The 8,124-nt window shown below is 72.5% G+C and carries 6 protein-coding genes; 3 read left to right on the top strand and 3 right to left on the bottom strand.

Annotated elements, in window-relative coordinates; translation table 11 throughout:
* The 3 genes from ACFWFI_RS38140 to ACFWFI_RS38130 form a co-directional block, all read right to left on the bottom strand.
* The coding region (locus tag ACFWFI_RS38140) for an esterase/lipase family protein (protein WP_387399666.1) at positions 1–943 on the bottom strand (943 nt) is incomplete at its 3' end.
* Positions 944–1,210: 267 nt separating this feature from the next.
* Positions 1,211–2,209 (bottom strand): DNA polymerase Y family protein, encoded by a 999-nt coding sequence (locus ACFWFI_RS38135; RefSeq protein WP_387399665.1) that lies wholly within the window; start codon positions 2,207–2,209, stop codon positions 1,211–1,213.
* Positions 2,206–5,679: a DNA polymerase III subunit alpha gene (locus ACFWFI_RS38130; RefSeq protein WP_387399662.1), complete on the bottom strand. Its 3,474-nt coding sequence runs from the start codon at positions 5,677–5,679 to the stop codon at positions 2,206–2,208. The genes ACFWFI_RS38135 and ACFWFI_RS38130 overlap by 4 nt, the downstream gene beginning before the upstream one ends.
* A gap of 156 nt (positions 5,680–5,835) precedes the next feature.
* Here ACFWFI_RS38130 and ACFWFI_RS38125 point away from each other — a divergent pair, with 156 nt between their 5' ends.
* The 3 genes from ACFWFI_RS38125 (at position 5,836) to ACFWFI_RS38115 (ending at position 8,059) form a co-directional block, all read left to right on the top strand.
* Entirely contained in the window at positions 5,836–6,882 is a 1,047-nt protein-coding gene (locus tag ACFWFI_RS38125) for a DUF3533 domain-containing protein (RefSeq protein ID WP_387399661.1), read from the top strand.
* Between the two features lie 81 nt (positions 6,883–6,963).
* Complete coding sequence (locus ACFWFI_RS38120) at positions 6,964–7,233, top strand: hypothetical protein (protein WP_387399659.1); 270 nt, start codon at positions 6,964–6,966, stop codon at positions 7,231–7,233.
* Between the two features lie 328 nt (positions 7,234–7,561).
* Positions 7,562–8,059: a phospholipase gene (locus ACFWFI_RS38115; protein WP_387399657.1), complete on the top strand. Its 498-nt coding sequence runs from the start codon at positions 7,562–7,564 to the stop codon at positions 8,057–8,059.
* The last annotated feature ends 65 nt before the right edge of the window (positions 8,060–8,124 follow it).

The following is an 8,124-nucleotide window of genomic DNA, read 5'->3' as shown; positions in this document are numbered from 1 at the left end:
GGGCGTCGGGGGCGTGCTCCGCGGCGGCCTCGGCGACGGCCAGGGCGTGCGCGCCGACGACCGAGGCGCAGGTGGTCGGGGTGGCGTGCGCCGGGTCCAGGGCGTTCACCACCTCGTGGAAGGCGATCCGGTCGATGGTCCCGATCGCGACGTGCTCGGACAGGTCGAGGGGGCACAGGTCCTGGAGCAGGACGTTTCGTACGTTCGGCCCGCTCAGGTACTGCGTGCGGTACGGGGTCACGACCTCGTCGTACTTGGTCGCGATGACGGTGTAGCGGACCCCGGGCACGGTGTCGCCGCCCGCGTTGAGCTTGGTGATGAACGCGGATCCCGCGACCTGGTCGGCGAGGCCCGGGGTGTTCGTCGTGAGAAGGTCCTCGACGCCCGGGAAGTACGGCAGCAGTTGGGTGAGGCCGAGGAGCGTGGTGCCGTGGTTGTCGGGGGCGATCCCGACGAGGGCGTTCACCTTGTCGGCGCCGCCGAGGAACTTCAGGTAGTAGTTGGGCATCATGCCGCCCTGGGAGTGGCCGACGAGGTCGGCCTTCGGGGCGCCGGTGGCGCCGAGCACCTTGTCGACGAACGCGTCGAGCTGTCCGGCCGACTTGTCGATCGGGCCGAGGCCGTTGAAGAGCGGCACGCCCGGGAGCTGGCCGTAGTCGAGCGAGAAGACGCAGTAGCCCCGGTTGACGAGGTACGGCGCGAGGACCAGCCAGTTGTCGATCGAGTTCCCGAAGGTCCCGTGGACGAGGACGACGGGGCGGGGGTGGGCTGCGGAGGGCTTGCAGGAGTAGTCGTTCCAGCCGCGGGAGGGCGCGGCGGCCTGCGTGGTGGCCGCGCCGGCGGTCGCCGTGGGGGTGGCGACAAGTGCGGTGACGGCAAGGATCAGGGCGGCGAGTGTGCGGCAAGCGCGTGGGGTGCGCGGGGCACGGGTCCAGGGCAGCATCGGGTGATCTCCTTGCGGCTCAAGGGAGTTGCGATGTCGGTGCGCCCTGCGGTCCGGACCACAGCGAACTGCGTTTTCTACGTGCTCATGCCAAATTACGCATGAGTAAGGTTGCTGGGGAAGTTACGCGTCAGTAAAAAGATTCCGGCGCCCTGATGCCATGCTGGGACCCACCCCGGGGGCATGCCGGGAGGCACCCCGGGACCAGGCCGGGAGTCACCCCGATGCCATGCCGGGTGCAACGAGGTCAGGCCGGGTGCCCCGGGGTCAGGCCGCGAGCCGCCCCGGCTTCACGGCCTGCGGACCGAACCTGGCCCGCAGCCGGTCGGACACCGCCTCGATCCGCCGCGCACGTTCGTCCACCGGGTCGAAGGTGAGCTGGTGGGCGGCCCGTTCCGCGTCGTGGAGCCCTTCCGCCCTCAGCCCGATCCCCCGCACCCTCGCCCGCTGCAGGGCGAACGAGTCCTGGATCCGGTACGCGAGCGAGGTGAGCTCCGCCGAGTGGGCGGTGGGCTCCTGGAGCGTACGGCTGCGGGTCAGCGTCGCGTAGCCGGTCCGGTCGGCGTAGCGCACGGATACCGCGAGCGATCGGCACACCTGTCCGTCGCCGCGCAGCCTGGCCCCCAGCTCCTCGGTGAGCGAGAGGAGCGCGCGGCGGTGCTGCTCCGGGTCCAGTTCGTCGCGGGGGAAGGAGCGTTCGGCTGCGACCGACCGGGCGGCGGCGTTCGGCACGACCCGCGTACGGTCGATGCCGTTGGCCCGCTCCCACAGCTCGCGCCCGGTCCGCACCCCGGTGATCCGCTGCAGGGTGGCGAGCGGTGCGGCGGCTATCCGGCCGATGGAGTCCAGCCCGTATCCGCACAGGGTGCGCGCGGTCGCCGCCCCGACTCCGTCCAGCGCGGCGGCGGGCTTGGACGCGAGGAAGCCGGCGTGCTCACCGGGGGGCACCACGAAGGTCGTTCCGGCCGTCGCCTGCCGTGCGGCCATCCGGGCCAGCATGGGGTTGGAGGCAGCCCCGATCGCGCAGTCCACGCCGTGCAGGGCGAGGGCGCGCACCCGGATCACGGAGGCCAGACCCGCCGCGTCCTGCCCGAAGTAGCGCAGTGCGCCGCTGACATCGGCCAGCGCGGCGCCGGGCGGGGCCGCCTCGACGACCGGGGTGAACGCCCCGAGGAGGGCGAGCAGTCCCTCGTATCCCGCACTGTCCGGCAGCCCGCCGCCGATCCGGCGGAACCGCAGGCACAGGACGGCAGGCTGGTCGTTCATCCCGCGCTCCCCTGGCTCTGGTGCCACAGCTTCCTCCCTGTCGGCGTCCCTTCACCGGCCGGCTGGAGATCGGACCAGGGGTTCATCTCGTAGCCGGTCGGCAGCTGGATACGGCGGCCGGGCTCCTCCTCCCCCTCCTCTGCCTCCTGCGCGGCGGGCACCTCCGCCAGCCGTGCCGCGACCGCGTCGAGACCGCCGGTGCGCCGGAGTTCGGCCAGCTCCGCCAGATTCCAGGCCGCCGCTCCGACCACGCTCATGCTGCGCGGGCCGCGCCGCTGGACCACCCCGCGCACGAGCAGCAGCCAGGAGTGGAAGACGGTGTGCGCGCAGGCGGCGTGGCTGTCGTCGAAGAAGGCGAGGTCGACCAGTCCCGTCCCGTCGTCCAGGGTGGTGAAGATGACCCGGCGCCCGGAGCGGACCGGCGGGGTCTGGGTGGCCACCTTGGCACCCGCGACCAGCACGGTCTCCCCGTGCCTCGCCTCCCGCAGCCGCTTGGCGGAGACCGCGCCCAACTCCTCCAGGAAGCCGTGGTGATCGCCCATCAGATGGCGCGACACGTCCATGCTGAGGACGCCGAGCTCGGCACTGAGGCGTTCGGCGTCGTTGAGGTCGGGCAGCCCGACGGTGCCGGTCCTGTGCCCGCCGCCGAGCGGGAGCTGGGCGCCCGCCGCCCCGGAGCCGGAGCCCCGCTGGGCGCGGTGGAGTTCGGACAGGTGCAGCAGCAGATCCCGGCGGTTGGCGCCGAAGGCGTCCAGCGCGCCGACCTGTGCCAGCCGTTCCGCGGCCGGTTTCCCGGGCCTGGCCCGCTGCCAGAAGTCCAGCAGCGAGGTGTAGGGCTGCCCGGCCTCGATCCGGGCGACCTCGGCCTCGCTGATGCCGTGGACGTCCGAGAGGGCCAGACGCAATCCCCATTTATCACCGTTGTCGCCAGACACCAGTTCGATCCGATGGGCAGCCGCCGACCGGTTCACATCCAGCGGCAGCACCGGCACCCCGCGCCGCCGCGCGTCCGCGAGCAGCAGCCGCTTCGGGTACATCCCGGGGTCGTGCGTGAGCAGCCCCGCGTAGAAGGCCGCCGGGTGGTGCGCCTTGAGCCAGGCCGACTGGTACGTCGGCACGGCGAAGGCGACCGCGTGCGCCTTGCAGAAGCCGTAGCTCCCGAACGCCTCGATGATCTCCCAGGCGCGGGCGATCACCTCGGCGTCGTACTTCCTCCGCGCCGCCCGCTGTGCGAACCAGACCTTGATCCGGGCCTGCGACTCCAGGTCGGAGAGCCCGCGCCGCACCCGGTCGGCCTCGCCGCGTCCGCAGCCGGTCATGACGTTCACCATCTCGATGATCTGCTCGTGGAAGACGACCACCCCGTAGGTGTCGCGCAGCGCCCCCTCCAGGTCTGGGTGCGGATAGCGCACGGGCGCGCGGCCGTGCCTGGCCTCGATGAACGGCCGCACCATGTCGGCGGCGACCGGCCCCGGCCGGAACAGCGAGATGTCGACCACCAGGTCGTGGAAGGTGGCGGGCTGGAGCCGGCCGACCAGGTCGCGCTGGCCCGGCGACTCGATCTGGAAGCAGCCGAGCGTCTCGGCGCTCTTGATCAGCCGGTACGTCTCCGGGTCGCCCTGCGGTACGGCGTCCAGGTCGATCTCCCGCCCCGCGGCCCGCTTCAGCTCGGTCACCGCGTGTGCCATCGCCGACTGCATCCGCACGCCGAGCACATCGAGCTTGAGCAGCCCGAGGTGCTCCACGTCGTCCTTGTCGAACTGGGACATCGGGAAACCCTCGCCGCTGGTGGGCATGACCGGGGTGCGACGCAGCAGCGAGTCGTCCGAGAGGAGCACCCCGCACGGGTGCATGGCGATGCCGCGCGGCAATGCGTCCAGCGACTCCACCAGATCCCAGAGCCGTCCGTACTTCTCCTTCCGCCCGGCCACGGCACGCAGTTCGGGCAGCTCCTCCATCGCGGCGCGGGCGTCCCTGGCCCGGATGTGCGGGAACGCCTTGGCGAGCCGGTCGGTCTCGGCCGGGTCCATGGAGAGCGCGGCGCCGACGTCACGGATGGCGTGGCGCACCCGGTAGGTCTCGGGCATGGAGACGGTCGCGACCCGCTCGGCGCCGAAGCGCCCGATGATCGCGCGGTAGACGTCCAGGCGGCGGGCCGACTCGACGTCGATGTCGATGTCGGGCAGCACGAAGCGCCGCTTGGACAGGAAGCGCTCCATGAGCAGCCCGTGCTCGATCGGGTCGGCGTGGGCGATCCCGAGCAGGTGATTGACCAGGGATCCGGCCCCGGAGCCGCGCGCGGCGACCCGGATGCCCATCCCCTTCACGTCGTCGACGACCTGAGAGACCGTCAGGAAGTAGGTGGCGAAGCCGTGGTGGGCGATGATGTCCAGCTCGTGGTGCATCCGCTCCCAGTAGTCGCGCCTGCGGTCGTAGCCGTGCCGCACCATGCCCGCGGCGGCGCGGGAGGCCAGCACCCGCTGGGCGGTGCGCCGCCCGGCTCCGACGAGGCGCGGCTCGGGGAAGTGGACGCTGCCGAGCCCCAGGTCCTCCGCCGGGTCGACGAGACAGGCGTCGGCGGTGTGCCGGGTATCCGCGAGCAGCCGCTCACCGGCCCCTTGTCCGAGCCCCGCCGCGGAGGCGATCCGCTCGGCGGTCTCCCGCATCGCGCGGGCGTCCTTGAGCCAGCGCTCCCCGCTGTCGAGGGGGGAACGGCGCGGGTCGACGGGGACGAGCCGGCGGGCCGAGTCGAGTACGTCGGCGACGGGACCCTGCCCGGGGTCGGCGTACCGGACGGCGTTGGTCAGCACGGCCCGCACCCCTTGCTCGGCGGCGAAGCCGACGGTACGGGCGGCGAGCCGCAGCGATCCGGGACCGGTGCCCTCGCGGCCGTGGTGGACGGCTTCGAGGCGCAGGGCGTCGCCGTAGATCTCCCGCCAGGGGGCGAGCAGCGCGGCGGCACGGTCGGGCCGGCCCGCGGCCAGCGCGGCGCCCACCTCGGAGGCGGGACCGAGCAGCACGGTGAGCCCTTCGGCGGGCAGCGCGTCCAGGCTCACCAGGGGCTGTCCGGCGGCAGGGGCGGCGGGGGCGTGGGCGGCGGGGGCGTGGGCGGCGGTGACCAGTCGGCACAGTTCGGCCCAGCCACGGGCGCCGTCCCGGGCGAGGAAGGTGACCCGGGGTGCCGATTCATCGACAAACGCACCCCCTCGGACCGGCGTACGCGGCCTGTGCGCGCGCCCTTCTCCTCCCGCCCGCCGTGCCACCGCGAGTTCCGCCCCGAAGAGCGGCCGAATGCCGGCCTTCTCGCAGGCCCTGGCGAAGCGGACCGCGCCCGCGAGGCTGTCGCGGTCGGTCAGCGCGAGGGCGTCCATCCCCCGCTCGGCGGCGCGCTCGGCCAGCCGCTCCGGGTGCGACGCCCCGTACCGCAGGGAGAACCCGGAAACGGTATGCAGATGCGTGAACCCTGGCATCCGCACCTCCTGGACCGATCCGTACTCACCACCCCCTCGCTCTCCACCATAGACCAAGTTTCGAACGTTCGTACGATAACCGTGGGCGCGGCCACCCCTCCGCCATTCGGCCCGCCCCCGCCTGCACGAACAGCGCCCTACCCGGACCGTGGGGGCATGACTTTCGCTGACGAGGTGAAGAACGCCGTCACCGCACGAGCCGCGCTCCTGGTCGTCGGCGTACTGGCGCTGCAGCTGCTGTTCATCGCCTCCTACGTCGGCGCGCTGCACAGGCCCGACCCGACGGACGTCCCCTTCGGGGTCGTCGCCCCGCAGCAGGTGTCCGGGCAGCTCGTCACCCAGCTGGACGGCCTGCCGGGCGGCCCGCTCGATCCACGCGCGGTCTCCGGCGAGGCCGAGGCCCGCCGGCAGATCCAGAACCGCGACATCGACGGCGCCCTGATCGTCAGCCCCACCGGGTCGACCGACACCGTGCTCGTCGCCTCCGGCGGCGGCACCGTACTGGCCACCTCACTGACCAAGATCATCAAGGAGACGGAGGGGCCCCGGCAGCGCACGGTACGGACCGTGGACGTGGCCCCCGCCTCCCCGGACGACTTCGACGGCCTCTCGTCCTTCTACCTGGTCGTGGGCTGGTGCGTCGGCGGCTACCTCTGCGCCTCGATCCTGGCGATCAGCGCGGGCACCAAGCCCGCCAACCGGCAGCGCGCGGTGATCCGCACCGCGGTCATGGCGCTCTACTCGATCGCGGGCGGGATCGGCGGCGCGGTCATCATCGGCCCGATCCTCGGCGCGCTCCCGGGCAGCGTGTGGGCCCTGTCCGGCCTGGGAGCCCTGGTCGTCTTCGCGGTCGGCATGATCACGCTCGCCCTGGAGGCGCTCACCGGCATCGTGGGCATCGGCCTGGCGGTCCTGCTCATCGTGATCGCGGGCAACCCGAGCGCGGGCGGCGCCTTCCCGCTTCCGATGCTGCCGGACTTCTGGCGCGCGATCGGCCCCGCCCTGCCGCCGGGCGCGGGCACCTGGGTGGCCCGTTCGATCGCGTACTTCAAGGGCAACGCGGTCACCGGCCCCCTGCTGGTGCTCTCAGCCTGGGCGGTCGTCGGCACGGCCCTGACCCTGCTCCTGTCGATGCGCCGCCGGGACACGGACGAAACCCGGCAGGCGGCGGCCACCTCCGGCGGCAGCTCGCACCTCGGCTGAGGCCCGGCGCCTGGGAACATGGCGCCTGTGGACAAGGCATCGGGGAACACCGCGTCTGTGCCTCGACAGGAATCGAGCAGGTTGCAGATCTACGAGGTGGAATCCGCAGATGACCTCGGAGGAGTCTGCCTCGCACGGTGCGTCGGTGGCACGGCGCGCGTCGGACAGGCGTTCGTCCCCGACAGCACCGCCGAGGGATTGCCTCCGGAACTCCGCGTCACGCTCACACGCATCGAGCGCTACGGCCGGGGCGTCGGCCTCTTCGACCCCCCTCACACCGCCCGGCTGACCCTCACGGGCCGGGGGGTGTCGGCACTGAGCCGCGGATCGGTCATTTCCTTCATGCCCTGACCCGGCACGGGGACGGACAGCGCATGGTCGCCCTGCCCACCCCTGCGGCGAGGCGAACGATCAGCCCGGCATCTCCTCGATGAGACCGGGCGGCCCGTGCCGCGCCGCCCGGCCCAGGCTTCGGTGCGGAGCCGCGCCGAGCGTCGGGCGGCATCCCCATGCGCGGGCGCCCCGGCCGACCGCAGCCCGAGGTACGGACGAACTCCCGGCGACCAGCCGGCGAAGCCGCTAGGCATGGCAGGTGCATGACGTCATTCTGGGAGCGACCTCGCGGGACCCGCGAGGAGCACGGTCGGCACAACCCCCTTTCACTCACCGGAGGTTGCTCATGCGTCGCCGATTCACCCTCCCGTTCGCCGCAGTCGCTGTGTCGCTCCCGCTCGTCCTCATTCCTGCCGTTTCCGCCTCGGCCGCCCCGTCGGACAAGCCGCAGGTCCTCAGCTCCTGGACCCAGACGAGCGCCTCCAGCTACAACGCGTGGAACGCCGCCCGGAACAACCAGGGCCCCTGGGCCGCGTACGGCTTCGACTGGTCGACGGACTACTGCAGCACCTCTCCCGACAACCCGTTCGGCTTCCCCTTCCAGACGGCCTGCGCCCGCCATGACTTCGGCTACCGCAACTACAAGGCCGCCGGCACGTTCTCCGCGAACAAGTCCCGCGTCGACTCCGCGTTCTACTCGGACCTCAAGCGCGTATGTGCCGCCTATTCCGGGGCCAAACTGACCTCGTGCAACGGCACGGCGTGGACGTATTACCACGCCGTGGACATCTTCGGCGTCGCCCCGGCCAGGGCGACCCCCGACAGACTCTCCGCGGCGGCCTGACCGCAGCCGCTCACCCTGCGGAACCAGGGGCCCGGAACAGCCACGGCCCGCTCGCCTCAGTGAGG

The sequence above is a fragment of the Streptomyces sp. NPDC060209 genome (assembly GCF_042728155.1).
Classification (GTDB): domain Bacteria; phylum Actinomycetota; class Actinomycetes; order Streptomycetales; family Streptomycetaceae; genus Streptomyces.
This window is presented reverse-complemented; position numbering and strand designations above follow the sequence as displayed.